The sequence below is a fragment of the Marinobacter aromaticivorans genome, assembly GCF_002806975.1.
Taxonomy (GTDB): domain Bacteria; phylum Pseudomonadota; class Gammaproteobacteria; order Pseudomonadales; family Oleiphilaceae; genus Marinobacter; species Marinobacter aromaticivorans.
Window position 1 is genome coordinate 42,578 of the sequence record NZ_NIHD01000015.1, and the last position, 26,206, is coordinate 68,783.

Genomic DNA, 26,206 nt, shown 5'->3' on the forward strand with positions numbered 1-26,206 from the left:
AAAAATGAGCGGTCATTACTGTTAGCTTGCAGACAGCAAACTCGTCAGTAATGCCCGCAGGCGGTTAGGTTTTACCGGTTTGTTCAGGATGGGCAAATCCTGCGCTCGCATCTGCTTGCGTAGCTCATCGCTGCAGTTTGCCGTAACCAGAGCGGCAGGCAGTGGTTTGCCCAATAACTTGCGTATCGCATCAATAGCCTGCAGACCTGTTCTTTCATTATCAAGGTGATAGTCTGCCAGTACCGCAGCCGGCAAAACATCAGTCTGCTTGAGATACTCCACTGCCATTTGTTCGTCAGGGCTGGCGATCACTGAACAGCCCCAGCACTCCAGCAATAACTTCATACTCTCAAGTACCGCCGGCTCGTTATCAATGACCAGTACCTGAGTACCCGCCAAACCAAGTCTGACCGGAGCATCGGGCAGCCCGGCTCGGCGGGCAGTGAGCCTTCCGGCCGGCAGCTGTATAGAGAACCGTGACCCCCGGCCCGGGCGTGACACAACATCCATCTTGTAGCCCAATACCGACACCATACGTTCAACAATGGCCAGGCCCAGCCCGGCACCCTGACGCCCGCCTGTTCCCTGTGGTAACAGCTGATGGAATTCTGTGAAAATGTCCTGGAGTTTGCTTTCTTCGATACCTACGCCAGTATCCCATACTTCAATGCGCAAGCTTTCGTTCCGTGCTCGCAATGCCAGCAGAACGCAGCCCCTGGGAGTATAGCGAAAGGCATTACTCAGCAGATTGCGCAGAATACGAGTAAGCATGCGCTGGTCGGTTTGCGCCATTGCCGGGACTGTACGCACCCGCAGTTCAACCCCGGCATTCGCCGCCACGGCTTCAAATTCCTCACCCAGGCTCCGGACCAACGCCGCTATGTCAGTCATTACCATATCCGGCACCATTGCCTGCTGGTCCAGTTTTGATATATCCAGCAGGTCTGCCAGCAAATCCTCTGCGCCTTCCAGAGCACGGTGCACCTGGGCCACCATCCGCGCCTCCTCTGCCGGCAGCGCGCTGTCCTGAAGCGCCGATATGACCAGGCGTGCGGCATTCAGTGGCTGGAGCAGATCATGGCTGGCCGCTGCCAGGTATTTATCCTTGCTACGATTCGCATCCTCTGCCGCCTTAGCAGCAATCACCAGCTCACGTTCAACCTTTTCGCGCTGTGCGATCTGGAAATGCAATCCGGCGTTGGCATCCTGCAGGGCCCGGGTACGTTCTTCGACTCTGCGCTCAAGATCAGCGTTGATCTGCACCAGCTTTTGCTGCGCCTGAACCCGCTCGGATATATCTGCCACAAAAGCTTCAACCACTTCTGGCCCCAAGTCCGGTCTTCTTAACAGGGTGATGGCCACATAAACCGCAGTATTGTCAGCACGGCACAGGCGAGTTTCGCGCGCCCTGATACTGCCTTTATCAAGTAACTCCTGGCGCAACGTATCAAACTCATTGGCACTGCAAAAAAGCTGTTCTCGCAAACGAATGACGCGAGTCTGGATCTCCTTCGGACCTGGGTATCCGCAAATCCTGGCCATGGCCGGGTTACAACCCAAAAAACCGCCCCGCAAATCGCCCTGGAAAATGCCATGCAGCGCATTTTCGAATAGCCACTTATAACGGTTCTTCTCTCGCTCCAGTTCCTCTATTCGCTCTTGCAGCGCCGGATAATAGTTCTTGCGGCCGGACTGACTACCAAGGCCAAGAAGATCTCTGACATCATAAACACCCGCGCGATCAAAGGGCTTCTTCATACACTACCTGAACATCTCTTAGCGACGATTTCCGGGGGTTGGTCAGAATACAAGGGTCCTGTAGTGCGAACCCGGAAAGCGAAGGAATATCAGACAGGCTGACTCCCAGTTCAGAGAGTTTAGTTTCCAGCCCAACCGCGCGCTTGAGTTGAATGATGCGATCCACAAGGCGTTTCTGAACCTGCGCTTTACTCATGCCACGGGGGTCAATTCCCATTGCTTCGGCGACCCGGCAGAAACGTTCGTCTGCAGAGCCGAAATTATAAGCTACTACGTGCTCCAGCAGCATGGCATTGCATAAACCATGTGGTAAATCCAGAAAACCACCGAGGCTGTGGGACATTGCATGAACGGCACCGAGGATTGCGTTGGAAAACGCCAGACCCGCTTGCATGGAGGCCAACATAATCTGTTCGCGCAGATAGGTATCAGCGGTATTGGCCACCAAGGGCTCCAGATTGCGGTTAATCAGGCCGATCGCCTGCAGCGCATGGGTATCTGTCAATGGGCCACTACCGGTGGATACATACGCCTCTATTGCGTGAACCAGAGCATCAACGCCGGTACAGGCCGTCAGATAACTGCTCATGGTTTCGGTCACTTCCGGATCGATCAGTGACACGTCGGGCACAATCGCTTTGCTGATAATGGAAAACTTGAAACGACGCTTTGGGTCCGAGATGATCGCAAATTGTGATACATCCGCTGAGGTGCCTGCTGTGGTAGGAATCAGAATCATCGGTGGTGGCGGATTGTGAATGGTGTCTACCCCTTCAAAATCCACAATGTGGCGGTCATCGCTCGCTACAATGCCAATGCCCTTGGCGCAATCCATTGGGCTACCACCGCCAATGGCTACAATTACATCGCATTCGGAGGATTTATAAAGCTCGGCACCGGCCATCACCTCATCTACACGAGGATTCGCCGACACACCAGTGAAAACGGTGGTGCGTATGCCGGCCTCGGTCAGCAAAGTGACGATTTCATCCACCCAGCCAGCAGCCGCCACGCCAGGGTCGGACACAAGTAACACATGTTTGGCTCCAAGATTACTGGCGAAGTTGGCAACAGACTTCCTAGATCCGGCTCCGAACACGATCTCTGGTGAGACAAACTTTCTTAAAGCGGATATGTCGTGTCCCATAAACATGCTCTCGACGTCAGTTTTGTTTTTGTAAGTATTAACCGACAGTTTAACTCAAGTTTTAGTTGCATTCATTGACGTTTCTTATATGCCTCCGGTAAAAGCTGTGAAGTGCCTCCAGCATAGCTACCTGGTTCACCGTTTTCATGAAGCCGTGACCCTCATCTTCGAACCAATGCAGCTCGGATTCGTGCCCTGCCTGCTTCATCGCTGCGAACATCATGCGGGTTTGTTCGGGAACCACCACTTTGTCCTGGCCGCCCTGGAAAAAAATCACCGGGGCGGCCATTGCAGCCGCCCGTAAACGTGGTGTGCGGTCCTGCCAGCGCTGTGGATGGCTATCCGGATGCCCCAGCAACCAATCCAGATAGCCGGATTCAAAGCGATGAGTCATGCGCCGCAGTTGCCGCGGGTCCGTGACTCCAAACTGGCTGGCGCCGGCTCTGTAGCGTTGCCCCTGACTTAACGCCATCAATGCCGTGTACCCACCAGAACTGCGACCCTGAATAAAGGTGTTGCAACCATCCACCAGTCCTGACGCAGCCAGAAAATCCGCAGCTCGCGCCATGTCCTGCACTTCAATCTCGCCCCATTTTTGCGCCAACGCCAAGCGAAACGCGCGGCCAAAACCGCTGCTGCCACGGTAATTCACTTCCGCCACCGCAAATCCGCGTTGGCACCAGAACTGAACCAGAGGATTGAACACCGGGTAAGCTGCAGAGGTCGGTCCGCCGTGTGCAACCAGGATCACCGGCGGCAACTTGTCGCCGGGTGGAGACGGTAAATACAAAAATCCCTGGGGTGCAATATTTTCGTCAGCCAGAGGCGTTACCTGAAATGCCAAAGGATATGACAGGGCCTGCCCCGGCAGCGCTGGCTCACCGCCGGCAACCACTTCAACGTGGGCGTTTTGGGGATCTATTCGGAGCACTGCATCCAGTCGGTCAGGCGAACGCGCAATGGCGTACAAATGACCGCCATAGGTACATAAGTTGCGAAAATCGCTGAACGTCGCTGCCACCCGCACTGATTCTGCCTGGCCGCAGCCAGACAGCCACAGCTCGCCACAACCCTGATGATAAGGGGCGCGAGCCCAACCACCATCCGGTAATGGGCAGTGATGCACTTCACCCAACTGCCAGGGCGCATTGGCGTGATCCCATTCGGGGACAGTGGGTTTTACCCAGGCGCCAGACGGGCTTTGCGGGGAAAGCTGCCAGGGCTGCCACCAGCCAGCATGGTCGGACAACACCCACAGATTCTGCCCCGCAAACACGGGCTGCTGAACAGACGCAGGGCGTGGCGAAGGGTACACACGAGGATGTTCAAGGGTACCATCGTCAGCAACGCGCGCGACCCACAACCTGGTTTGCAGCCATGGCATATCGGGTAGTTGCCAGCTTATCCAGGCAAGGTATCGTCCATCCGCAGAGACCGCAGGCGCACCATAAAAATCTTCGCCCTGGTGCAGCACAACCATTTTGCCATTGTGCGCCACGGCCACCAGTTGCTGGCAACCTTCCGCTACTCCCTGCCCGGTTTCGCGCACGGCCAGCACGCGTTGCCGCAACGGATCCGCCACCAGCCCTCCGTACGCCGCAGTGTCCGCCGTCAGCGGCCTGCTTTGGCCACCGGACTGGGGGATAAAATGAATACGCTGATCGTCACTGACCACATACACGCCACCCACAGCAGCCGCCAATGCACCGCCGCCATAGCCATTCACCCGGCTACGAATATTCAAAAACCGGGTGCGCAGCGGCATCGCCGTCCCATCGCCAGATAAATGCCACACACGGTTGGCTCCGGTTTCAGGATCGCTTTGCAACCAGAAAACGCCTGCTTCTGCCACCACCAGGCCACTGCGCTGAACGAAACCTGCGCAGGCCCCGGTAGCAGTCAGTCTGCCATTGCTGGAATACTTCTCAGCCGCGGAAGAACATCCGAGAGTTGCTGTCATTGCGATAGGTCAGATCCTCAATACTTGCGGTAGCGCACTCAGCGGCTTGACGCGCAGCCAGAATGCGATCGTGATGAGGCGACTTGCTACACACGGGATCTGCGTTGTCGGCATTACCAGTAAGCAAAAAAGCCTGGCAACGGCAGCCGCCAAAATCCTTTTCCTTTTCATCACAGGACCGACACGGCTCTGGCATCCAACTATTGCCGCGATAATGATTAAACCCGGGGCTTTCATACCAGATGTGCTTCAGGTCTTTGTCACGCACATTGGGGAACTCGATCGGCAGCAAGCGGGCGCTGTGGCAGGGTAAGGCGGTGCCGTCCGGAGCCACCGTCAAAAAAAGACTCCCCCAGCCATTCATACAAGGTTTTGGGCGCTCTTCGTAGTAATCGGGTGTAACAAAAATCAGCTTCATGGCCGAGCCTTCATCCAGCAGTCGGGCCCGGTTCTGATTGACTTCATACTCGGCTTTTTCCAGCTGCGCCCGCGACGGCATCAGACCCTCGCGATTCCGGAAAGCCCAGCCATAATACTGACATGTGGCTAATTCGACGTAATCTGCGCCGAGGCGCTCACACAAGGCCACGATGTCATTCATCTGATGAATATTATGGCGATGAATCACAAAATTGAGCACCATGGGGTAGCCGGCATCTTTCACCGCACGGGCCATCGCCAACTTTTGCGCAAACGCCTTGCGGGAGCCTGCTACGGCGTTATTCAAGTCCGGATCTGACGACTGAAAACTAACCTGAATGTGATCCAGCCCGGCTTGAGCAAAGTCATCAACTTTGGCCTTGGTCAGCCCTAACCCGGACGTAATCAGGTTGCTGTAGTAACCCAGATGGCGAGCCTCGGCAATCAGCTCTCCCAGATCCTGACGCACCAACGGCTCGCCTCCGGAAAACCCCAGCTGGGCCGCCCCCGTTTCACGCCCCTGACGCAAAACACTGGCCCACTCCTCCGTTGTGAGTTCACTCGTGGTCTGGGCAAAATTCAGCGGATTTGAACAGTAGGGGCATTGCAGAGGGCAACGATAGGTTAGTTCGGCGAGCAGCCACAACGGAGGGCTGACGCTGGCTTGTTTCTGTTCTGTCAAACTGGATGCCAAAGCTGTCATGAGAGTTCGATCCAGTGTTGCTGCCTGGCATGTTCCAGAAACTCGATCACGTCGCTCTCCAGAGCATCGGCTTGCGGAAACGCTGCCTCTAACACAGCCACAATATCCCGCACGCAACGCTGGCCGTCGATTTCGGCCAGTATCGCACCGGCGCTCTCGTTAAGCTTCACCATGCCCTCAGGATACAGCAGCACGTGGCCGTTTTGAGCCGGCTCCCACTGGAACCGGAACCCGCGACGAAAACGAGGGATATTTGTGGTTGTAACTGCATTCGTTGCCGGATTTGCCGTTACCATTACAGCCCCCGATGCCAGATTTTCTGATCGGTCACCGTGTGAAACGGTGGTGTTTTATGACTGTAGGCCATCGTAAGTGCGTCCAGAAGGCTCCATAGAATATCCAGCTTAAACTGCAGGATATCAAGAGCCCTGGCCTGCTCAGGGGCTGTGGTGAAATGCGCAAGTGTAATCGCCAGCCCGTGCTCTACATCCCGGCGGGCTTCCGAGAGTCGCTTGCGAAAATAGTGGTAACCAGATTCCTCTATCCACGGATAATGCTGTGGCCAGCTATCCAGACGGGACTGGTGAATTTCCGGCGCAAACAATTCAGTAAGCGACGAACATGCTGCCTCCTGCCAGGTGACGCTTCGCGCAAAGTTGAGATAGGCATCTACTGCAAAACGCACTCCCGGTAGCACATGACGCTGGTCAATCACTTCCTCCCGAGTAAGTCCTACCGCTTCCGCCAGGCACAACCAGGCTTCGATCCCGCCCGGATCTCCGTCGTGACCGTCATGATCAAGAATGCGTTGCAACCATTGCTGGCGAACCTCTGCGTCCGGGCAGTTAGCCATTATGGCGGCGTCTTTACGCGGAATCATAATCTGATAATAATACCGGTTGGCCACCCAGCCCCGGACTTGCTCGGGGCTGCATTGCCCGCTGTACATGGATCGGTGATACGGGTGATGAATATGGTAATACTGGCCCTTACTACGCAGCGCCCGCTCAAACTCTGTAACATTCATGGCAGTACTGACGATGGCGTTCATAGCTTCCCCGACAGATCAATATGCATTCCGTCCCAGGCCACATCGATTCCGTGCTGCACCAATTGTGCTCGCTCGGCAGATTCCTCATTCAGAATCGGATTCGTATTGTTGATGTGTATCAGTATCTTGCACCTGGCAGGCATGGAATCCAGCACCTCAATCATCCCCCCCGGGCCGCTCTGGGCGAGGTGACCCATGGCCTGACCGGTTTTGGTACCCACGCCCTGGCGGATCATTTCGTCATCGTGCCATACCGTGCCATCTACCATCAGCACTTCGGCCTGGCGCATCCACTGCAAAATGTGGGAGTCGGGTTTACCTAGCCCCGGTGCGTAAAACAGGGAGGCACCACTACCGGTGTCCTCAATATATACGCCAATGTTGTCGCCCGGGTGGGGCTGATCCCTGCGCGGCGAGTAGGGTGGCGCGTTACTCAACAGAGGAATAGCTGTCAGTTTCAGATTCGGGGCACAAGGTACAATAAAGGTTTCTGGCGCACCCTCACCAAGCGGGATTTCACGCCACTTAAACCCACCGTTCCAGTGCGCGAGCATGGGGAACAGCGGAAAACCGGAACTCAGATCTTCGTGTACCTGAGCGGTGCACCATAGATCAAGTGGCAACCCTTCCCGCAGGGTCAGCAGACCGGTTGTATGGTCTACCTGACTGTCCATCAGCACCACAGCTTCAATACCGGTGTCACGCAAGGCTCGTGCTGGCTGCAGAGGGGGAAACGATGCCAACTGGGCACGAATATCGGGAGAAGCATTGAAGAGAATCCAGCGTTCGCCATCTTCACTGACGGCAATGGACGACTGCGTACGTGCACAGGCCTTGATTGCGCCCTTTCGCAGCCCATCACAATTGGCACAATTGCAGTTCCACTGAGGGAAACCTCCACCTGCCGCCGAACCAAGAACCTGAATGTACATAGACAGGAGCTCCGGAACTAAAGCGGCCTGCGCCAGGGCGCTGGCCGCTACAGGCTTCAGCGGTTAGCGAAGTACATAGTGACTTCGAAACCGATACGCAGGTCTTCATAGGCGGGTTTTGTCCACATCGTTCTCACCTCTTTTGTCATGATTATTTGTTAATCACGGGATGTACGGCGCTTTTACCGCTCTCCCAAACTTATCCTAAAGCCCCCCTCAGGGAATCTACATGGTACTTTCGCACTGTTTTCGGCCAGCCTTAAGTTGCACCTCCAAAATGCTTCAGGCCAGGCAAACAAATCCCGAGAAATAAAAAAAGGCCCGAGCAGGGCCAAAAGAGAGCGACACAGTTGCCGGAGTCTCAACAAAAACACCCCGGCAAGCGCCGGGGAAAAGGCACACACGCTGTGTGCAATTACCAACCAACCTGTGCGGAGGAGTTGGCGGGCAGCATCGTCATCAGAAAAAGCCCAGCGGATTAATATCGTAACTTGTCAGCATGCACTTGGTTTGCTGATAGTGCTCCAGCGCCAGCTTATGTGTCTCCCGACCAACACCGGACTTCTTGTAGCCGCCAAATGCCGCGTGGGCAGGGTAGGCATGGTAACAGTTCATCCAGACTCGTCCCGCCTGAATCTGGCGACCCATGCGATAAGCAATATTAGTGTCACGGGACCAGACACCCGCACCCAGGCCAAACTCGGTGTCGTTGGCGATGGCCAGAGCTTCTTCCTCGGTTTTGAACGTGGTTACCCCCACAACCGGGCCAAAGATCTCTTCCTGGAACACGCGCATCTTGTTATCGCCCTTGAACAGCGTGGGCTGGATATAGAAGCCGTTAGTAAACTCCCCTTCCAGATGCTCACGTTCACCGCCGATGATTACTTCCGCGCCTTCCTGTTTACCAATTTCAAGGTACGAAAGAATCTTGTCGAACTGTTCCTTGCTGGCCTGGGCACCTACCTGCACATCGGTATCCAGCGGGTTGCCCCGTTTGATTGCCTTGGTACGGGCGACCACTTTTTCCATGAACTCCTCGTACATATCTTCCTGTACCAGGGCGCGGGATGGGCAGGTGCAGACCTCACCCTGGTTAAAGAACGCCAGAACCAGACCTTCCACACACTTGTCAACGAATTCCGGCTCGGCCTTCATCACATCGGAGAAGTAGATATTGGGCGACTTGCCACCCAACTCCACAGTGGAAGGTATGATGTTCTCAGCAGCACATTTGAGAATGTGGGAACCGACAGGTGTAGAGCCTGTGAACGCGATTTTGGCGATTCGTTTGCTGGTCGCCAACGCCTGGCCAGCTTCAATACCGTAACCATTGACCACGTTGAGCACGCCAGGTGGCAGCAGGTCACCGATAATCTCCATCAGCACCAGAATGCTCGCTGGTGTCTGCTCGGCCGGCTTCAGTACGGTGCAGTTACCAGCGGCCAGGCAAGGACCCAGCTTCCAGGCGGCCATCAACAGAGGGAAGTTCCAGGGAATGATCTGCCCCACCACCCCCAGTGGCTCATAGAAATGATACGCCACGGTATTGTGGTCAATTTCACCCATATGGCCTTCCTGGGCACGAATACAACCGGCAAAATAGCGGAAGTGGTCGGCCGCCAGTGGAATGTCGGCGTTCAGGGTTTCGCGAACCGCTTTGCCGTTATCCCAGGTTTCCGCAACCGCCAATTTTTCCAGATTAGCTTCAATACGATCAGCAATTTTCAGCAAAATATTGGAGCGTTCAGTTGCCGAAGTACGGCCCCAGGCTGGTGCTGCCTTGTGCGCAGCATCCAGTGCCAGGTCGATATCTTCCGCCGTGGATCGGGGAACCTCACAGATTACATCCCCGGTCACCGGCGTAATATTTTCGAAGTACTCCCCTTTTACCGGGGCAACCCACTCACCACCAATGTAATTCTCATAGCGGGACTTGAAAGAAACGATGGAGCCATCCTTTCCTGGTTGTGCGTAAATCATGGTTTCGACCTCTTTTTGTGTTTGTCGCTCGCCAATGTGGGCTTTTGCGCTTACCAGTTCAATATAGACACTAAATCCTGTTCGTTGAATGCTGCGATGGAGGCGAAAAACTCCTCCCTTGGTAGTAGGGCGTCAGCCGGCCAGTTATTGTCTGCGGCCAGCTGGCGCTTGAGTTATTGCTTTCCGGACTTACTGGCTCGCAACACGATCTTTCGGCAGCTTAAAGGTCCAGACCATACCACCCTGGTTAAAGTGCTTGACCACCTTGGCTACCTCACCTCCCCAAAGCGGAACCGCACCACCCCAGCCAGAAGAGACAGAGACATACTGCTCCCCGTCCATCTGCCACGTAACCGGCGTGCCGACTACACCAGAGCCAGTATTGAATCTGTACAGTTCTTCGCCTGTTCTGGCATCAAAGGCTTTCAGGTAGCCCTCTGGCGTGCCGGTAAAAACCAGGTCGCCCGCCGTAGTCATTACGCCGCCCCACAAAGGCGCCGTATTCTCATGGCGCCACACTTCCTCTCCGGTTTTCGGATCCATCGCGCGCAAGACACCAATGTAATCGTCGTTGGCAGGCCTTATTGTGAAACCGGCACCCAAAAATGCGCCACCTCTTTTATAGGAGACAGGTTCATTCCAGATATCCATGGACCACTCATTGGAGGGCACATAAAACAGGCCGGTTTTCGGGCTGTAAGCCATAGGCATCCAGTTTTTGCCCCCGAGAAACGCAGGTTGCACTACGACTGCTTTGCCTTTCGTACCATCAGTGTCAGATGGGTCCCCCGGGCGCCCGTCCTCGGCATAGATAGGCCGACCGGTTTCGGGATCGAGCCCCGTGGCCCAGGTGATTTTGTCCACAAACGGGAAGCCGCGAATAAAGTCCCCATTTTCCCGATTCAGAACGTAGAAAAAGCCGTTTCGATCAGCGGTAGCCGCGGCCATAACGGTTTTTCCGTTTTCTTCGTAGTTAAATGAAATCAGCTCATTTACACCATCGTAATCCCAGCCATCGTGAGGTGTAGTCTGGAAGTACCATTTGATGCTGCCATCGTCGGGATCAAGGGCCAGTCGGGAGGACGAGAACAGGTTGTCGCCCGGGCGCAGATGCGAGTTCCAGGGGGATGGGTTACTTGTGCCAAAATACAGCAAATCGGTTTCAGGGTCGTAGGTGCCACCTAGCCAGGGTGCTGCACCACCGGTCTTCCACATGTCACCGGGCCAGGTTTGGCCCGCCTTGCCGCCAGAAATGCCATTTTCAACGGCCTTTCCATCCTTGTACACATAACCCATGTGCCCCTCTACCGTGGGCCGAGTCCAGGCCAGATCACCGGTTTCAGCATCGTAGGCTTCCACTTTGCCAACGACGCCGAACTCACCACCGGCCACCCCGGTAATCACCTTGCCTTTTATAATAATGGGAGCGGCGGTGATGGCGTACCCTGACTGATAGTCCGCCACTTTCTTAATCCACTCCGGCTTGCCGGTATCCTTGTTCAGGGCGACCAGCCGGGCATCCAGAGTACCGAAGTATACTTTGTCCCCGTAAAGGGCGACCCCACGGTTAACCACATCACAGCAGGGCATGATGCCGTCCGGCAGGCGGGCATCGTACTGCCAGATCTCCTCGCCTGTTCTTGCATCTATGGCATACACGCGGGAGTAGGAGGCAGATACGTACATCACGCCATCCTTTACCATCGGCTGGGATTCCTGCCCGCGCATCTTTTCGCTGCCAAAGGAAAATGCCCATGCCGGCTGCAAATAACGGATATTATCTACATTCAGGTGCTCAAGCGTGCTGAATCGTTGCCCTTGAGTTCCCATGCCATAGGTAACGATGTCTTCGGGTGTGTTGGCGTCGTTGAGGATGTCTTCGTCGGTGACAGCTTGGGCGCCGCATGACACCGCCAACGCAAGCGTGCTAACTGCAATGCGAATCCTGAATCTGTTCAATCTCATGGTTGCGCTCTCCGAGTCTCTTGTTGTCGGTTTCGGCGAACCGGGAAGTTTTCCCGGCTCTGGAGAGATTCTTCGCTTTGCCTGCACAATCGACAATGCCACCGCAGGAGTGGTTTTCTCATCACTTGGTCGTACTACCCGACAAAAAAGCCGGCATCAGGCACACGGTAGCACCACTCAGAGTTCGCCTTCGGCTCGTGCAATGGCCTCGTCACTCAGAAATTCCCGGTAATATTGGGGTACGCTATATCGCAGGCTCAAGTCTGAAAATAGAGCGTCTACTTCCCCGGACCGCACCAGCTTGCCAACGATTTCCTCAAGTGCATAACCCAGCTGGCGATGAGTATGTTTGATCGCCATACCTACATCCCACACTTGTTTGCTAATACCGGGAAAGCCGTTATGGGCGACTACAAAGCGGCTGTTTTCGGGTTTGGCCAGCTCGTGATCAATCTCTGCGCGCATGCCCATCACCGCGCTGACCTCGCCCTCGCGCATGGCATCGAAAGCCTCCTGCACATTGGTATAATGACGCACCTGATTACGTAACCGACCATTCATACCCGAGCTAAGGTAAAAATCCGGCAAGGTGTCAATTTCCACACCAATCGGGTGGTACTGGAACATCGCAATGGTTTCAACGGAATTCATTTGGCCCGGATCAAAAGCGATCTGCCATGTTTCCTGTTGATAAGGTCCGAACAGCACCACCTGTTCATTCATGTACTCGCCGGTAGAGTCCTGCATGTAGGCATACTGTTTGTCGTAAGGTACTCGCATCATCACATCCGCAAGGCGCCGTTTCGCCAGGTAATGGCCTTTCCAGACGTTATTACGCAGGTCATCCCCCAGATTTTCATCCGGCACAATCCAGTGCACTTTGAATTCCACCCCCATAGCCGCCGCAATGCGCTTGCCAAGCTCAACATCAACGCCGGAGGGCTCGCCATCTACAAGGTAGGAATAAGGTGGGAAGTCCTTGTAAACACCTACCTTCAGGTAGCCGGACTCAAGGATAATATCGTAGCTGCGCTCGGCGGGCCGGTTCAGCACAGCATCACCGTCGAGCACCTCCTCTGCCACGCTGGTTTGTATCACCAACATCAGTAACAGACACCGAAATAGCGTTTTCATTACTTTTCCCCTAACGACGGCAGACTGGCATATAGCCAGTCTGAAAACAGGTCCCGAAGTTCAAACGCCAGTATCGCTCACTCTGTTCAGTCTGGCTTCGGCAAAGATTCAACGTAGGTTTTAATGGCCCATATTGCGTTCTGATCCAGCGTATTCTTCCACGAAGGCATGCCACGGTCGGTGCCGTTGATAACCCGAGTGATATAGTACTCATCGTCCCACTCGGACAATTCGCGCAGATCCGGTGTTAACCCGCCGGACATCGCCCGAATACCGTGGCAGCCGGCACAATTGCCCGCATAGGCACTTTCGCCAACCTCCACAGCCAGAGCATTTGCATCACCAAGAGAATTGCCCTCACGGAACGGGTTTTCCGTCAAAATTTCATCGCCCAACTCCGGAAGGTTTCCGGTATCCACTGGTTGCGGGGTGACGTTGCCGTGGGCCATCACCAAACCTGCAGTAACCAGCAGGGCTGCAGTCGCCAGTGTTTTGAGTGAGAAAGAGATTGCCATTGTTCTTACCTCTGCCAGTTTTCGTGCTCTGGGTATCGAATTTGAGAATTGTCGGTAGCTGCAGCCAGTCTATGGAGCGGACCGGCAAATCCGAATGCCACTTTCGAGGTTTTGGCTTAGTTCCTTCGTAGTAGGCAGTCGGAGCGAAGGCCAAAGCACGAGATCTGTCACGAGGAGACAGAAACTGACCAGTTATCAGCGATCAAACGATCTTTCAGGCATTTTTCCCGGTTTTTACTGGCTTTTTCCCGATTTTCGAATGAGTTTTACCGTCGCTGCAGGCCGCGCTTCAGACCAATACTCATGGCGTCGAATGCAACAGCGAAGACGTCACAACAAAAACGTGAGGAATTGAGTATGAAGATCATCAGCCAAAAACGTCCATTGATCCGCGGAATCAGCCTGGCCCTGCTTCTGGGTTCCGGCTCTGCGCTGGTCGCTACGCATAGTCATGCGGCCGAAGTCACCTGGGAAGATATCGCAAACGACGCCGAAACCGTACACAACGTGCTTGGCTACGGAATTGGTCCCAAAGCCCAACGATACAGCCCCCTGACCACAGTGAACCGGGACAACGTGGAGCGCCTGGTTCCAGCCTGGTCATTCTCATTCGGAGACGAAAAACAGCGCGGCCAGGAATCACAGGCGCTGGTTCATGACGGCGTGATATACGTTACGGCCTCTTACTCACGCATTTTCGCGCTTGATGCGAAATCCGGAAAACGGCTCTGGGAGTATAACCACCGCCTGCCCGAGGGTATCCGCCCCTGCTGTGACGTGGTCAACCGCGGTGCGGCAATCTTTGGCGACAAGGTGTTTTTTGGCACCCTGGATGCCGGTATCGTTGCGCTTAACAAAGACACTGGCAAAGTAGTCTGGCGGGAGAAATTCGGCGACCACGAAGCTGGCTATACCATGACCGGCGCACCGACTCTAGTGAAGGATCAGAAAACCGGCAAGGTTCTGCTGATTCATGGCTCTTCCGGCGACGAGTTCGGCGTGGTGGGCAAGCTCTATGCCCGGGATCCGGAAACCGGTGAAGAAATATGGATGCGACCCTTTGTAGAGGGGCATTACGGCCGCCTGAACGGAGAGAAAAGCACACCCACCGGCGACCCTGCCGCACCCAGCTGGCCAGACGATCCGAACACTGAAACCGGAAAGGTTGAAGCCTGGAGCCACGGCGGTGGCGCACCCTGGCAAAGTGCCAGCTTTGATGCAGAAACCAATACCATCATTATCGGTGCCGGCAATCCTGCACCCTGGAATACCTGGCACCGCACCTCGCCCGGCGGCAACCCGGCCGATTACGACAACCTGTACACTTCAGGCCAGGTGGGCGTGGACCCGACCACCGGTGAAGTAAAGTGGTTCTACCAGCACACCCCCAACGACGCCTGGGATTATTCAGGCAACAACGAACTGGTCCTGTTTGAGTACAGTGAAAACGGCGAAACGGTAAAAGCTACGGCTCACGCCGACCGTAACGGTTTCTTCTATGTCGTTGACCGCACCAACGGCGAGTTCAAAAAAGGCTTTCCGTTTGTCGATAATATTACCTGGGCTTCGGGTATTGGTGAAGATGGACGCCCCATAGAAAACGAGGGGCAGCGCCCGCCAGCCGTGAAAGAAGGCGAAACCCGCGGCGAAGCCGTTGAAGTTTCACCGCCATTCCTCGGGGGTAAGAACTGGAACCCGATGGCGTACAGCCCCGATACCGGTTTGTTCTATATTCCGGCCAACCACTGGAAGGAAGATTACTGGACCGAGGAAGTCACCTACAAAAAAGGCGCCGCTTATCTGGGACAGGGCTTCCGTATCAAACGCATGTATGACGATCATGTCGGTATTTTACGGGCGATGGATCCGGTCAGTGGCGAGATTGAATGGGAGCACAAGGAAAACATGCCGCTGTGGGCTGGTGTACTCACCACCAAAGGCGGGCTGGTGTTTACCGGCACCGGGGATGGTTACCTGAAGGCCTTTAATTCGGAAACCGGAGAGGAACTCTGGCAGTTCCAGACCGGTTCCGGCGTTGTCTCCTCCCCTATCACCTGGGAAATGGACGGTGAGCAGTATATTGGCGTGGCCTCAGGTTACGGTGGTGCCGTACCGCTCTGGGGCGGCGACATGGCTGAACTCACAAAACCGATATCCCAGGGCGGTTCCTTCTGGGTGTTCAAGCTGCCTTCCTGGGCACAGGCTTCCCGTTAGGCGCCAAGCCGACCCAGCGCCTGGTGTGTCACACCAGGCGCTTTTTCCGTCTTGATTGTTGTGGAGTCTGTATCATGAAACTGTTTATCAGCGCTTCGCTTTTCCTGTTTACAACGTCGGTGATGGCCGGCGACTACATGGCCGGCAAAGACCAGTCACCAGTGCTCAACGGCTGCGTTCTTGAACGGAATACCCAATGCCCCGGCGTCAATCTGCAAGGCGCTGACTTGTCGAACATGGACCTGCGCGGCGCAAACTTCAAAGGCGCTAACCTAAGTGGCGCTAATCTGAATCATACGAGTCTGCGCGGCGCAAATCTGGACGGCGCCAACCTTGATGGCATCAGTGGCTATCGGCTGCGGGCGTTCCGGGCCACCATGCGCGGCGCCAAAGCTCGTAATGCGGAACTTCAGGGCATGCAGGCCGAATACCTGTTTGCACAGGGCACAGACTTCAGCGGATCAGACATGACCGGTGCCAATTTTTCTTTCGCAAGATTTTCCGGAGCAAAACTTCAAGGCAGCAACCTGTCTTTCAGCAATTTTGAAATTGCCTGGTTGCCAAAAGCCGACTTGGAAGGCGCCAATCTGCACGGTGCAAACCTGCAGGAGGCAAAGTTCGGGCACGCCAATCTGGCACAGGCAAACCTCACCAACAGCCGCATTCATTACGCCACTTTTGAAGGCACCTATATGGAGGGCTGCACAGGCTGCCCGTTTGATTGGTGACAGGTGTTGCTCATTATTGCGGGCAGACGACCTTCCGGCTCAAGGTACCTGGCCAGCCCCACGCTGGCCATATCGCACCAGGCCGGCATCGACAGCCAGATGAATCAGTTCCACAGATGAGCCTACCTGCAGTTTACCTTTCAGTTGCGCCAAATGATTAGACACGGTTTTGCTGCTGATGCACAAACGCTTCGCGATTCCCGAAACGTTCTCACCACGGGCATACATCAACAACACCTCCATTTCGCGCTGAGTCATATCTTTCAGTCGGTGATCAACAGACCGTTCACTGTTCAGCGCCAGGCGCGTAGCAATGGAATGCTCAATGTAGGGTTGGCCCGCCGCCACACGCCTCACGGCTTCGGCCAGCTCTTCCGGCGCACAACTCTTGGATACGAAACCCATGCTGCCAACATCCAGGGCCTGGCGCACCATGGGCAATTCATCGTGCATGGTAAAAAACAGGATGGCGGCACCGTGCCAACGCTGGCGAACGCGCCGGCCCACCTCAAGCCCGGAAATATCCGGCAGCCCCATGTCCAGAAGCAACACATCAGGCCGGTACTGTCCGTACTGGCTAACCGCCTGCTGACCGCTCTCGGCCTCAGTGATTTCAATACCGGGAATCATCGAACTCAGCAGGTTTGCAATGCCCTGACGAACCACCTGGTGATCGTCCACAATCATCATTTTCATAACAGGCCTCTCGCCGCACACGGCAGGTTCAATGGCACCGTCAGTTGTATTCGTGTGCCTTCACCGACCTTGCTCAGAAAACTCGCTCGACCACCCAGGCAGCGTGCCCGCTCATTCATGGAGCGCAAACCAAGCCCGGCTTTTTCAGGAAAATTGTCAGTGCCCGCGCCATTGTCACGCAGCTCAATATAAAGCTCACCAGCATTCTGTTTCACCGCCAGGGTGGCGCAGGTCGCATTGGCATGGCGCGATACGTTGTTCAGGGCTTCCTGTAAAAACCGATACAGATGCGTTTGTTGTTCACCAGTCAACTCGGCCAGTTGCTCGTCCATGGTAAGGCGACAATCAAGCCCGCTCAGATGCTGCCACTGCTCCGTCAGATGCTGGATAGCTCCCGCAAGGCCCAGCTGTTCCATCGCCAACGGATGCAGGTCCTGCAGCAGGTGACGAAAGTGTTGCTGCACCGTTTCACAGTGGCCGGCAAGATCCCGGGCCTGCCGTTTCTGGCGCTCGTTCAATTCCGGATCATAAACCCAGCTTCGCGCCTGGGCGCGAATGCCCATAAGATACTGGCCCAGATCGTCATGCAGCACCCGTGCGATATGCTCGCGCTCTCTGTCCTGCAATTGCAATAACTCATTCAGCAAGCGGCTCACCGTGGTTTGCTCCTTTTCGAGCGCCTCGGCCATCTGGTTAAATCGTTGCGCCAGGGCGTCCAGTTCTGCAATCCCCTGGCCAGGCAAACGCGAAGCCAGGCGGCCATCAGCGACTGCCACCATCGCGGCCGCCAGCTCGGTCAGCGGTCGCAGCCCGTGCTTCACCATCCAGAACAACGCCAGAAAACACAACGCCATGCCCACGGCGTAAGACGCCGATATCAGTACGAAACTCTCCCAGACCTCCTCCATTTCATCCGCAGGATAAATGCGCCAACCGTTTACCGTCCCGTATTCCCGGTCGCCCGTTACAGTGGCTGAAAACCAGGCTGGCACTTCTGCCGGGGTGGGCCCCACGGAAGACCGGGCAGGGCGCATGTGGCGAAGAGTTTGCACCACTTGTGATGGCACGTTTTCAGGAGCGCCCAGTAACCGGGCAAGGCCGGATGCCGCAGCCATTTCCCGCTCAATATCGTAGCGGGCCTGCTGCACATACAGCACGGCACCCACCGCATAAATCACGGTAAACAACAACAGCATCAGCAGGGAAACTTTCCGGAAAGCCGTCATTATTGTTGTCCGCCCGAACACATGGAGAGCGAATAGAAAAGCCTTATCACCATGCTAAACGGGCTGTCTGAGACCGGAATAGTTCTTTAGTACTGACAGTTTCCTACTTTCTGAATATTTCCGGGACTTTTTCCCTTCACTAAGCTGGTCACACAACAGAAATCCGGAGAACACCATGTTCCGATTCATGTTCCTGGCCGGCATATTGCTGCTTACCACTCTGGCGGCACTACCCGCCTCTGCAGCAGACACGGTAAACGTGCACATCGGCTTCCTGCAATGGAAGCCAGACACCGGCCCTGTGTTATCCAATGTGCTGCCCGAACCTGAAGATGCTGGCCTGCGCGGCGCTGAACTGGCGATTTCTGATAACAGCACCACGGGCAAGTTCATGGGCCACCAGTATAAGTTAACTGCTCGGGTGGCCGATTCGGAACAGGCGGCCATTAGCGACTTTGAGAAACTGCAGCAGCAGGGCATTGAGCTGTTCGTGGTCAACGTGCCCGCCAGCACACTTGTTACCATGATGAGCAAAGCAAGGCCCGATACCCTGGTATTCAACGCCGGTGCCTCAGACGATGCACTACGCACCCGCGAGTGCCACACCAACCTGCTGCATACCATTCCCAGTTACGCCATGCTTACCGATGCCCTTAGCCAGTGGTTGCAACTCCGGCGCTGGAACAAGGTATTTCTGATCACCGGCCCCACCCCGGCCGATGTGGCCTGGGCCAATGCCTTCCGCCGTTCCGCCAAGCGCTTCGGGGTCAAAATTGTGAAAGACAAACCCTGGACCTTCGATGCCGATTTACGCCGCACCGCTGCCAAAGAGTTGCCGCTGTTCACCCAGGGCAAAGATTACGATGCAGTAGTGGTGGCCGATGTGCGTGGGGATTTTGGCGAGTACGTGCCATTCAATACCTGGCTGCCAAGGCCTGTAGTCGGTACACAGGGCATGTCACCCGTAGCCTGGCATCGGGTTGTGGAGAGCTGGGGCGCCGCGCAGTTACAGTCCCGGTTTCATGACCTGGCTGGTCGCGATATGAATAGCGCCGATTATGCCGCCTGGGCTGCAGTGCGCTCGGTGGGCACCGCTGTTACTCATCTTGGCCAGGCCGATGCCAGTAGCATTCGCCAGTTAATTTTCAGTGATCGCTTTCAGTTGGCGGCCTTCAAGGGTCGCAAGCTGAACTACCGCCAGTGGAACGGCCAGTTGCGCCAGCCTATTCCGTTAGTACATCCACGGGCTTTGGTGGCCACAGCGCCGTTTGAAGGCTTTATTCATTCACGTACAGAAATGGACACCCTCGGCTTTGACGAGCCGGAAAGCATGTGTCGTATCAACGGCTGATCGCCCGGGCGCTCGCCATTCAGAACAATAAGGATAAGGAGTTAACTCATGAAATCGCTGCTCAGAAAAACTGCCTTGGCCACCCTGATCGGGCTGTCGGCGCCGGCGATGGCAAGTCTGGCTTATGTGTCCAATGAAAAGGACAACACACTGTCTGTTATTGATACCGAAACAATGCAGGTTATTGACACTATTGCCGTTGGCGCGCGACCACGGGGTATTTTATTGTCCAAAGACTTCACCAGGCTGTACATCTGCGCCAGCGATGACGATACCGTTCAGGTGCTGGACCTTGCCACCCGCAAGATTGTCGACACCCTGCCCTCGGGAGAAGATCCCGAGCAATTCGCGCTTCACCCTAACAACAAGCATCTGTATATCGCCAACGAAGATGACGCCATTGTGACGGTGGTGGATGTAACCACCAAAGATGTGCTGGCCCAGATTGATGTTGGCATTGAACCCGAAGGCATGGCGGTGAGTCCGGACGGAAGATGGGCGGTGAACACGTCAGAAACCACCAGCATGCTGCATTGGATCAATACTGAAACGTTTGAAATCGAAAAGAACATTGTAATTGGCCAGCGCCCGCGCCACGTTGAGTTCAGCAAAGACAGCAGGATTGCCTGGGCCTCCGCCGAAATCGGCGGCACTGTGCATATCATTGACGTTGACAAACTCGAGCAGATTCACCAGATGTCCTTCAAAGTGCCTGGAGTGAATCAGGACCGGGTGCAACCAGTGGGTATAGAGCTGACCTCTGACGGCAAATACGCATTTGTAGCTTTAGGGCCAGCCAATCATGTGGCTGTCGTGGACGCCCAAACCTATGATGTTCTGGATTATCTGCTAGTCGGCAGCCGGGTATGGCAACTGGATTTGAACAAAGACGAAACCCGGCTTTACACCACTAATGGCGTGTCTGGCGATGTATCGGTTATTGATCTGGACGACATGAAAGTCATCAAATCCATCAAGGTAGGCCGCTACCCTTGGGGGGTAGTGATCGATCCTAACTCATGACTCTGGCAGTGAAGGATATCGGTTTTTGCTACGGCAAAAAACCGGTACTCACGGACATTAACTTTGCCTTGGACGCGGGGCGTTTTCACGCCCTGCTCGGGCCAAACGGAGCAGGCAAGTCGACCCTTTTTGGCCTGCTGACGCGGCTGCTGGCGCTGCAACAGGGAGATATCCTGTTTGCCGGACAGTCGCTGAAAAAACACCCCACCGAGGCCATGCGCAAGATTGGCGTGGTGTTTCAGCAAAACGCACTGGACCTCGATCTGACGGTTCGCCAGAATTTGATGTATCACAGCGCGCTGCACGGGCTTTCGCGTAAACAGTCGCGGCTGCGGGGAGACCAGGAACTGGAACGCTTCGGCCTGCTGGGCAGGGCCAACGACCCGGTGAGGGCATTGAATGGCGGCCACAGACGCCGAGTGGAAATTGCCCGCGCTTTGCTGCACCAACCAACACTCCTGCTACTGGATGAACCCACTGCGGGGCTGGACATTGCAAGCCGCAAAGCTCTCAACGACCATGTGCGCCAACTGTGCGCAGTGGATAAAATCACCGTACTCTGGGCCACCCACCTGATTGAGGAAGTGTCAGCACAGGACCGGGTAATGGTTTTACACCAGGGCCGGCTCCTTGCAGACGGCTCCGGGCAGGCATTATGCAACAAGACAGGCACAACTAGCCTGGCTGAAACCTTTGAATTGCTTACCGGAGTCGACTAATGAAACCAGCGGCTTACTGGCATTGTTTTGTCGGCATTCAAACCCGTGAATGGCTGCGTTTCTGGCAGCAACGTACCCGGTTTGCCAGCGCTTTAGTCCGCCCCCTTCTCTGGCTCGTGGTGTTTGCCGCCGGTTTTCGCGCCGTCCTTGGCATTTCCATTATTCCGCCCTATCAAACATACATCACCTACGAAACCTACATTGCACCAGGGCTCTGCGGCATGATCATTCTGTTCAATAGCATGCAGGGGGCCCTGTCCATGGTGTACGACCGCGAGTTGGGCAGTATGCGGGTGCTGTTGATGAGCCCCCTGCCACGGCCTTTCCTGCTGGTGACCAAACTGCTGGCCATGGGAGTGGTGTCGGTTATTCAGGTGTATATCTTTCTGTTTATCGCCTTGCTGGTAGATGTGGAACCGCCAGGGTGGGGATATCTTGCCGTGCTGCCGGCACTGATTTTGGCGAGTTTGATGCTGGGCGCGCTTGGGCTGTTGATAGCTACCTGGATCAAGCAGTTAGAAAACTTCGCCGGAGTAATGAACTTTGTCATTTTCCCGATGTTTTTTATGTCCTCGGCTCTGTATCCATTATGGCGCATGAACGAAGCCAGCCCCTGGCTGTACTGGGTGTGTCAGTTCAACCCGTTCACCCACGCGGTAGAAGCTATCCGTTTTTCGTTGTACCTGGAGTGGAATCCTTTAGCCTGGGGGGTGACTGCAGGGGTGACCGTGGTACTGGTGATTTTGGCCACTGCTGGCTTCCGGCCCCAAAGAACCAGAATCCTGGGCACTAAACCGGCCTGAATCAACGCCTGCTCTCAAACTAAACATGACTCCCGCTTTTATCAGCCCGCCTGTCCAGTATGTCTCAGGCTTGCTAACAGACGTACGATCTGGTCAGGCTCTTCAATCAAACTATCCCACTGCAAACGCGCTGGTTTGCCATCGAGATACCACAATCGATTGGCCAGGGTTGCGGCATCCCCGCCGTCGTGGGTGACACAGATCATCGCCATGGCAGGGTTGGCATCCAGAATCCCCTCAATTAACCGTTTGAGATCGCCGGCCATAACGGGATCAAGAGACGCAAAAGGTTCGTCTAACAGCAGCAGCTCCGGCTTTATCGCAAGGCACCTGGCAAGAGCAGCACGACGGGCCATACCCAGAGATAACTGATCAGGCAGGTAACCGCCATAACCGGCAAGGCCTACCCGGGCGAGACATTCATCCGCCTCTCGCGCCGAGACCCCCACAAGTTCCAGATTGGCTCGCAGGCTGCGCCAGGGCAACAGACGATGCTCCTGGAACAAATACCCTACCCGAACCTGGCGGCGACCCATGATGGCACTGTCGGGCACCTCCGGGTCCAGCCCGGCTATGGCATTCAGCAAAGTGGTTTTACCTATGCCGGACGGGCCAAGCAGGCAGATACGATTGCCAGGCTCCACTGTGGTGGAAATTTCGCCCAGCACTGGCCGGGCAAAACTGCGGCCAGCAATGTGTAACTCAAGCATGGGGCTGCTCCGGCTTACGCCACCGATTGGATCTGCGCTCCAGAGGTTGCAGGATGACCAGTTCAATCAGTTGCACAACAGCAATGAACGCCAGGCTATAGGCGAGTATTGTGGCCACGTCGAAGATCTGGAAAGCCAGTTGCAATTGAAAACCCACTCCGCTTGAGCGCCCCAGCAATTCCACCACCAGCACGATTTTCCAGATCAGGGCCAAGCCACCTCTGGTGGCAGCCATCAGATAAGGAAACAGTTGCGGCACCCAGACTTCCCGGAACCGCTGCCAGCCACTGAAGCAATAGACCGTCGCCATATCCTCCAGCCGAAAATCCAGGCTGCGGGCACCTTCACGAATTGTCACCGCAACGCTGGGAACCTTGTTAATGACCACTGCCATGATCGCTGCCGACTCAACAAGACCAAACCAGACGTACATCAGGATAATGGTAACCAGCGCAGGCAGGTTCAGCAGCAAAACCAGTAACGGATCAAAAAGTGCATTGATGGCGATCGATCGCCCCATTGCCAGGCCGATCAGAACGCCAAGCAACATAGCCAGAACAAATGCCACTATGACCCGGCGCAGCGTTGCTGACAGGTGAAACCATAGATCACCCGAACTGGCCTCCCGCACCAGGGTGCCCAGCACATCCGACGGCGAAGGTAATAGCGGTGACCGGATAAGCCATGACATTAAAGCCCACAGGGCTAGCACCGATGGTAATACAATCCAGTAGCTCCATAATGGTGGCCGCCCCTGTTTCGACGCGCCTCCGCGGATGGTCATGGTGGCTGCCGATAAAACAAGCGCTCTGGCATCAGCAAGCCAGCGTCCGTACCTGTCAGCACCAGCAGCTCCCTCAGGTTTGCAATACGGTCGTCCGTCAGAGGTTCCGGAATCCCGGCAATAAAACCGTCCCGCAGGGCGTTAAATACGCCAGTCTCCGGATTCCGAAGAAGTGGCCGCAATCGATCCCAGGCGGACGCACGAGCTGCAAGCTCTGCTTTTGCTTCAGCAACCGAGCTGGCAAAACGATCAATCAGATCTGCGTGTCTGGTTGCCCATTTTTCCGGAAATACATACCCCAGCACAGGCAAATTGACGTCCATCTCCATGGCAGCCAGCAACTCAGCCATACTAAAAGCCGAACGCCAGCCACCCTGCCCCTTCAAGCGCGCTGCAAAGTGCCAGTAGGTAACTATGGCATCCATTTGCCCCCGCTTGAGCCCCTGGTTCAGCAACGGAGGTGCGGCAAACTGAACTTCGGTCGAACCTGCCAGATCAATCCCCTGCCGGGAGGCCACCTTCCGAAGCAACACCCAACCCTTGCTCTCTGGCCCTCCCGCAACACCAATACGCAGCCCCTGAAGATCAGCCAGATCGCGCACGTCCGAGCTTTCCGGTACCACAATGTCACCAATATGGGATGAAAAAGGCAGGTACAGATAGGGGTTACCGGCCTCATATCGTGACTGAGCCCACAGCAGATCGGCAACTGCACCATTCGCTGAGCCGCTGACAACCGCAAGGTGCGACGCCGAAAGATTAGCAACCGCTCTCAGAACCAGCCGGTAGCCATGCTTGCGATCCAGTTGCTGATGCACGATATGGTCCAGCTCCCAGTGCGCCGTACCAAACTGCAACACACTGATGGACAGTTCAGGCAATCCTGATTCCAGTCCGTCGGCCCGGGCCTGAGCAGGCGATCCAAGACACAGGACCACAAGCAAAAAAATCAAAACAGCAGTGTCAGGCAGGCCTGATTTTCGTAGTGGTAAGTTCATTAACACACAATACGAACCCCGGCGACGCTCAAGAATAGTACTTTGGTGGCTGTTTTTTGCTGCCATGGTCGCATTCAACTCAAGATCTATATGACATGTAATGTGACTACTACAAGAATAAAGAGCGGCGCGACCCATTTTTGCCGCTGGAAGCCCGTTGTCAGGAGGTTACTATGCTCAACGAGCCCCGTGCTGCACATTCTCTCGGAACCCGATATGATGAATCCGCTGCGGCCCTCGATACTGAAAACAAGAAGGTAAAAACGGACATGGAGTTCGCCTACAAGATCCTGATTGCCGATGATCACCCATTATTCCGCGAAGCGATCATCAGCGTGATTGCATCAGGCTTTGAAGGCAGCGAGATCCTTGAAACCGACGATCTGGACAGCGCGCTTGTAATCGCAAGGGAAAACGACGATCTTGACTTGATTCTGCTGGATCTGAATATGCCCGGCATGCACGGCTTGAACGGCCTGATAACCCTGCGCAACGAAGCACCAACAATTCCAGTGGTTATTGTTTCAGCCGAAGAAGAAAAGCAGGTGGTGTTGCAGGCCATCACCTACGGAGCCGTAGGTTTCATTACCAAATCATCGCCACGGGCGCAGATGACAGAAGCCATTCAGCAAATCCTGAACGGCAACGTGTATTTGCCTTCTGACATCATTCGCACGGGCAAGGAAAGCGCAGGTCGGCGCAGGCACAACGACGACAATCCGATTTCACCGGAACTGCTGAACTCCCTGACCCGGCGCCAATTACTGGTGCTGGAGCGTATGTCAAAGGGGGAATCCAACAAGCAGATTGCCTACAATCTCAACATTGCCGAGACAACCGTTAAAGCCCATGTTTCAGCCATACTGCGTAAACTCAACGTGCACAATCGTGTGCAAGCCATTTTATCTGCCAGCGATGTGGACTTTAGCCAATACCTGAAACGCTGATGCCGGCAGCCTGAATTTTTTGTGCGCTCCGGATCAACGCCGGATGTGCGATTTTCCGGAAATCAGATGGTTGAGCGTGCTTCTGAGCTTCAATGGTTTTACCGGCTTGTTCATCAGCACATAGCCCAGATCGCGAATATGCCGCTTGAGCTCATTCGTGTAGTTTGCTGTGATCATCACCACCGGCGCCGGATTATGGCGCAGCTCGTTAATGCTGGCCACCACGTCTACGCCGGTCTCGTCATTGTCAAGATGGTAGTCTGCAAGAATGAGATCTACCGGGCTGGCAACCGGGTCTAGCTGGCGTTCCAGATCTGCCAGCGAGCGGTGTTTTTCAAGATAGTTGGCACTGTTTCTGTGTTTAAGCCGCGTCTTTTTCTACCGTACGCTTCACCGGATTCAGTGTCGTTGGCCCAACGGGCTCGCAATTTCTGACCTGGCG

General features: G+C 55.2%; 24 protein-coding genes and 1 pseudogene. 7 read left to right on the plus strand and 18 right to left on the minus strand.

From position 1 onward, the window contains the following. Positions 1-21: 21 nt before the first annotated feature. The 12 genes from CDH48_RS16690 to pedF form a co-directional block, all read right to left on the minus strand. Positions 22-1,758, minus strand: a complete 1,737-nt coding sequence (locus CDH48_RS16690; RefSeq protein WP_100689873.1) for a PAS domain-containing hybrid sensor histidine kinase/response regulator — start codon at positions 1,756-1,758, stop codon at positions 22-24. Further along, the gene (gene ercA / locus CDH48_RS16695) at positions 1,742-2,905 is read right to left on the minus strand and encodes an alcohol dehydrogenase-like regulatory protein ErcA (RefSeq protein ID WP_100689874.1); all 1,164 of its coding nucleotides are present in this window, start codon (positions 2,903-2,905) and stop codon (positions 1,742-1,744) included. Before ercA ends, CDH48_RS16690 begins: the two co-directional genes overlap by 17 nt. A gap of 61 nt (positions 2,906-2,966) precedes the next feature. Further along, on the minus strand, positions 2,967-4,865 hold the full coding sequence (locus CDH48_RS16700) for an alpha/beta hydrolase family protein (RefSeq protein WP_227521137.1): 1,899 nt from the start codon (positions 4,863-4,865) through the stop codon (positions 2,967-2,969). Beyond that, positions 4,831-5,988, minus strand: coding sequence for a pyrroloquinoline quinone biosynthesis protein PqqE (gene pqqE / locus CDH48_RS16705; protein WP_100689875.1), 1,158 nt, complete (start codon positions 5,986-5,988; stop codon positions 4,831-4,833). The genes CDH48_RS16700 and pqqE overlap by 35 nt, the downstream gene beginning before the upstream one ends. Continuing rightward, on the minus strand, positions 5,985-6,284 hold the full coding sequence (pqqD, locus tag CDH48_RS16710; protein ID WP_100689876.1) for a pyrroloquinoline quinone biosynthesis peptide chaperone PqqD: 300 nt from the start codon (positions 6,282-6,284) through the stop codon (positions 5,985-5,987). The genes pqqE and pqqD overlap by 4 nt, the downstream gene beginning before the upstream one ends. After that, complete coding sequence (gene pqqC / locus CDH48_RS16715; RefSeq protein WP_100689877.1) at positions 6,284-7,039, minus strand: pyrroloquinoline-quinone synthase PqqC; 756 nt, start codon at positions 7,037-7,039, stop codon at positions 6,284-6,286. The genes pqqD and pqqC overlap by 1 nt, the downstream gene beginning before the upstream one ends. Next, complete coding sequence (gene pqqB, locus CDH48_RS16720; protein WP_100689878.1) at positions 7,036-7,971, minus strand: pyrroloquinoline quinone biosynthesis protein PqqB; 936 nt, start codon at positions 7,969-7,971, stop codon at positions 7,036-7,038. The genes pqqC and pqqB overlap by 4 nt, the downstream gene beginning before the upstream one ends. A gap of 56 nt (positions 7,972-8,027) precedes the next feature. Further along, on the minus strand, positions 8,028-8,099 hold the full coding sequence (gene pqqA / locus CDH48_RS16725; protein ID WP_007153157.1) for a pyrroloquinoline quinone precursor peptide PqqA: 72 nt from the start codon (positions 8,097-8,099) through the stop codon (positions 8,028-8,030). Positions 8,100-8,430: 331 nt separating this feature from the next. After that, positions 8,431-9,951: an acetaldehyde dehydrogenase ExaC gene (gene exaC, locus CDH48_RS16730; protein ID WP_100689879.1), complete on the minus strand. Its 1,521-nt coding sequence runs from the start codon at positions 9,949-9,951 to the stop codon at positions 8,431-8,433. Between the two features lie 189 nt (positions 9,952-10,140). After that, the gene (locus tag CDH48_RS16735) at positions 10,141-11,916 is read right to left on the minus strand and encodes a PQQ-dependent methanol/ethanol family dehydrogenase (protein WP_100689880.1); all 1,776 of its coding nucleotides are present in this window, start codon (positions 11,914-11,916) and stop codon (positions 10,141-10,143) included. A 177-nt stretch (positions 11,917-12,093) separates the two neighbouring features. Continuing rightward, positions 12,094-13,050 carry a substrate-binding periplasmic protein gene (locus CDH48_RS16740; RefSeq protein WP_100689881.1) on the minus strand — a complete coding sequence of 319 codons (957 nt, stop codon included), beginning with the start codon at positions 13,048-13,050 and terminating at the stop codon, positions 12,094-12,096. 86 nt (positions 13,051-13,136) lie between these two features. Continuing rightward, positions 13,137-13,565: a cytochrome c-550 PedF gene (gene pedF, locus CDH48_RS16745; RefSeq protein ID WP_100689882.1), complete on the minus strand. Its 429-nt coding sequence runs from the start codon at positions 13,563-13,565 to the stop codon at positions 13,137-13,139. A 357-nt stretch (positions 13,566-13,922) separates the two neighbouring features. Between pedF and CDH48_RS16750 the strand changes: the two genes are divergently transcribed. Further along, a complete protein-coding gene (locus CDH48_RS16750) occupies positions 13,923-15,779 on the plus strand; it encodes a methanol/ethanol family PQQ-dependent dehydrogenase (RefSeq protein ID WP_100689883.1) in 1,857 nt (618 codons plus the stop codon). A gap of 74 nt (positions 15,780-15,853) precedes the next feature. Further along, on the plus strand, positions 15,854-16,507 hold the full coding sequence (locus CDH48_RS16755) for a pentapeptide repeat-containing protein (protein ID WP_100689884.1): 654 nt from the start codon (positions 15,854-15,856) through the stop codon (positions 16,505-16,507). A 39-nt stretch (positions 16,508-16,546) separates the two neighbouring features. Here the strand turns inward: CDH48_RS16755 and CDH48_RS16760 are convergent, their stop codons facing one another. Both CDH48_RS16760 and CDH48_RS16765 read right to left on the minus strand, forming a co-directional pair. Next, complete coding sequence (locus tag CDH48_RS16760) at positions 16,547-17,203, minus strand: response regulator (protein ID WP_100689885.1); 657 nt, start codon at positions 17,201-17,203, stop codon at positions 16,547-16,549. After that, positions 17,200-18,429: a sensor histidine kinase gene (locus CDH48_RS16765; RefSeq protein ID WP_100689886.1), complete on the minus strand. Its 1,230-nt coding sequence runs from the start codon at positions 18,427-18,429 to the stop codon at positions 17,200-17,202. The genes CDH48_RS16760 and CDH48_RS16765 overlap by 4 nt, the downstream gene beginning before the upstream one ends. 175 nt (positions 18,430-18,604) lie before the next feature. Here CDH48_RS16765 and CDH48_RS16770 point away from each other — a divergent pair, with 175 nt between their 5' ends. Genes CDH48_RS16770 through CDH48_RS16785 form a run of 4 tightly spaced genes read left to right on the plus strand, consistent with a single transcriptional unit; the run spans position 18,605 to position 22,325 of the window. Next, a complete protein-coding gene (locus tag CDH48_RS16770; protein ID WP_100689887.1) occupies positions 18,605-19,780 on the plus strand; it encodes an ABC transporter substrate-binding protein in 1,176 nt (391 codons plus the stop codon). Between the two features lie 48 nt (positions 19,781-19,828). Beyond that, positions 19,829-20,803 (plus strand): YVTN family beta-propeller repeat protein, encoded by a 975-nt coding sequence (locus CDH48_RS16775; protein ID WP_100689888.1) that lies wholly within the window; start codon positions 19,829-19,831, stop codon positions 20,801-20,803. Next, positions 20,800-21,522: an ATP-binding cassette domain-containing protein gene (locus CDH48_RS16780; protein WP_100689889.1), complete on the plus strand. Its 723-nt coding sequence runs from the start codon at positions 20,800-20,802 to the stop codon at positions 21,520-21,522. The genes CDH48_RS16775 and CDH48_RS16780 overlap by 4 nt, the downstream gene beginning before the upstream one ends. Next, positions 21,522-22,325, plus strand: coding sequence for an ABC transporter permease (locus tag CDH48_RS16785; RefSeq protein WP_100689890.1), 804 nt, complete (start codon positions 21,522-21,524; stop codon positions 22,323-22,325). The genes CDH48_RS16780 and CDH48_RS16785 overlap by 1 nt, the downstream gene beginning before the upstream one ends. Positions 22,326-22,366: 41 nt before the next feature. Here the strand turns inward: CDH48_RS16785 and CDH48_RS16790 are convergent, their stop codons facing one another. From CDH48_RS16790 to CDH48_RS16800, 3 genes are all read right to left on the minus strand, one after another. After that, positions 22,367-23,035 carry an ABC transporter ATP-binding protein gene (locus tag CDH48_RS16790; RefSeq protein ID WP_100689891.1) on the minus strand — a complete coding sequence of 223 codons (669 nt, stop codon included), beginning with the start codon at positions 23,033-23,035 and terminating at the stop codon, positions 22,367-22,369. Further along, the gene (locus CDH48_RS16795; RefSeq protein ID WP_227521138.1) at positions 23,028-23,726 is read right to left on the minus strand and encodes an ABC transporter permease; all 699 of its coding nucleotides are present in this window, start codon (positions 23,724-23,726) and stop codon (positions 23,028-23,030) included. Before CDH48_RS16795 ends, CDH48_RS16790 begins: the two co-directional genes overlap by 8 nt. Before the next feature lie 89 nt (positions 23,727-23,815). Next, a complete protein-coding gene (locus CDH48_RS16800; protein WP_227521139.1) occupies positions 23,816-24,700 on the minus strand; it encodes an ABC transporter substrate-binding protein in 885 nt (294 codons plus the stop codon). A gap of 386 nt (positions 24,701-25,086) precedes the next feature. Between CDH48_RS16800 and CDH48_RS16805 the strand changes: the two genes are divergently transcribed. Then, positions 25,087-25,764, plus strand: coding sequence for a response regulator (locus tag CDH48_RS16805; protein WP_100689898.1), 678 nt, complete (start codon positions 25,087-25,089; stop codon positions 25,762-25,764). 33 nt (positions 25,765-25,797) lie between these two features. On the opposite strand, the pseudogene CDH48_RS19610 reads toward CDH48_RS16805, so the two are convergent. Further along, positions 25,798-26,088: pseudogene (locus CDH48_RS19610) on the minus strand (hybrid sensor histidine kinase/response regulator); the annotation flags it as partial. Between the last annotated feature and the right edge of the window lie 118 nt (positions 26,089-26,206).